The sequence below is a fragment of the Streptomyces sp. NPDC086519 genome, assembly GCF_040686075.1.
GTDB classification, from domain to species: Bacteria; Actinomycetota; Actinomycetes; order Streptomycetales; family Streptomycetaceae; genus Streptomyces; species Streptomyces shenzhenensis.
The window spans coordinates 1-1,440 of the sequence record NZ_JBFBJL010000170.1; the positions used below are offsets into that span (position 1 = coordinate 1).

General features: G+C 70.3%; 1 protein-coding gene. It reads right to left on the bottom strand.

The window, feature by feature from the left end; genetic code table 11:
- Positions 1-1,440, bottom strand: a 1,440-nt coding sequence (locus tag AB0P24_RS47870; protein ID WP_365805788.1) for a beta-ketoacyl synthase N-terminal-like domain-containing protein, incomplete at both ends; no start/stop codon positions are given.

Here is a 1,440-nt window from a genome sequence, read left to right on the forward strand (position 1 = left end):
GGATCACCCGCTGTTGGGAAGGACCGTTGGGAGCCGTCAGGCCGTTGGAGGCACCGTCCTGGTTGACGGCCGAGCCACGCACCACCGCCAACACCTGGTGGCCGTTGCGCCGGGCGTCCGAGAGCCGTTCCAACGCCAGCACGCCCACGCCCTCGGCCCATCCCGTGCCGTCGGCAGACGCCGCGAAGGACTTGCAGCGGCCGTCGACCGACATGCCGCGTTGCCGCGAGAAGGCTATGAAGATGCCCGGCGTCGGCATCACCGTGACACCGCCGGCCAGTGCGATCGAGCACTCTCCCGCCCGCAGGGCCTGGGCGGCCAGGTGCAGTGCCACGAGAGAGGAGGAGCAGGCGGTGTCCACGGCGACCGACGGGCCCTCGAAGCCCAGCGCATACGACACCCGGCCCGACAGCACGCTGGCCGAGGCGCCGAGACCGAGCATGCCCTCCAGCTCGGCGGGCACGGGTTCCACGCCCGACCCGTAGTTGTGATAGGTCACGCCGGAGAAGACACCGACGTCCGTTCCCCGCAGGGCAGTGGGGTCCAGACCGGCCCGTTCCAGCGCCTCCCACGACGTCTCCAGCATGAGCCGCTGCTGCGGGTCCACGGCCAGCGCCTCGCGGGGCGAGATGCCGAAGAACCCGGCGTCGAACTCACCCGCGTCGTGCAGGAAGCCGCCTTGCTTGGCGTAGCTGGTGCCGGTGTGGTCCGGGTCGGGATGGAAGAGGGAGTCCAGGTCCCAGCCTCGGTCCGTCGGGAAGTCACTGACGCCGTCACGGCCGTCGAGCACGAGGTCCCACAGTTCCTCGGGCGTGGTCACTCCACCCGGCAGCCGGCACGCCATGCCGACGATGGCGACCGGCTCGTCCGTCGTCGCCGGGGCGGCCGCCGGCACCGCGGCCGCGGGGGCCGGCAGGTCGTCGACCAGCTCTTCCAGCAGAAAGGCGGCGAGGACCTGTGGTGTCGGGTAGTCGAAGAGGAGGGAGGCCGGCAGGGTGCGGCCGGTGAGGGCGTTGAGACGGTTGCGCAGTTGGACGGCGGTGGCCGAGTCGAAGCCGATCTGGTTGAACACCATGTCCGGTTCGATGGCGTCCGGCGAGGAGAACCCCAGGACGGCCGCCGTCTCCCGGCGGACGGTGGCCAGCAGGATGCGTTCCTGTTCCGGTGTGGACTGTCCGACGAGGCCGGCGGTGAGGACGCCGGTGTCCGACGGCGGTTCCGCGATGCCCGGCAGCTGGTCGGCCACTGAACTGACGGTGTCGGTGGCTGCGGCGCTTCTGAGCCAGTAGTGCTGGTGTTGGAAGGCGTAGGTGGGGAGGTTCCAGGCGGTGTGTGGGGGTGTTTGGGTGTTTTGGCCGAGGTGGGTGGTCCAGTTGATGGTGTGGCCGTGGGTCCATGCTGTGCCGAGGGAGGTGAGGAGTTGTCGTGTGCCGCCTTGGC